We start from the raw sequence: 278 nt of genomic DNA, 5'->3' as shown, positions 1-278 counted from the left end.
CGCCGCCGGTCCGGAGCGCCTGCGCATCACCGGCCCGGTGGCGGACGGGGCGGTCCATCTGTGGCGCGCCCATGCCGACGCGATCCTGATCGGCATCGGCACCGCCCGGGCGGACGACCCGTCGCTGACCGTCCGGCTGCCGGGCCTGGACGGGCTCTCGCCCCTGCGGGTCGTGCTCGACACGCATCTGCGGCTCTCGCCCGCCAGCGTCCTGGCGCGGACCGCCCGCGACACGCCGACCCTGGTGCTCACCACCCGCTCGGCCCCGGCCCATGCGC

The 278-nt window shown here is 78.1% G+C and carries 1 protein-coding gene; it reads left to right on the top strand.

Features of this window, described 5'->3' with window-relative positions; genetic code table 11:
• Positions 1-278 (top strand): RibD family protein (locus tag RVY79_RS19330; protein WP_317466186.1); only part of this gene is annotated, 278 nt, incomplete at both ends.

It is taken from the genome of Chromohalobacter sp. HP20-39, from assembly GCF_033052815.1.
GTDB lineage: Bacteria > Pseudomonadota > Gammaproteobacteria > Pseudomonadales > Halomonadaceae > Chromohalobacter.
The sequence above is the reverse complement of the archived record's forward strand: the minus strand, read 5'-3'. Positions and strand labels throughout refer to the sequence as shown.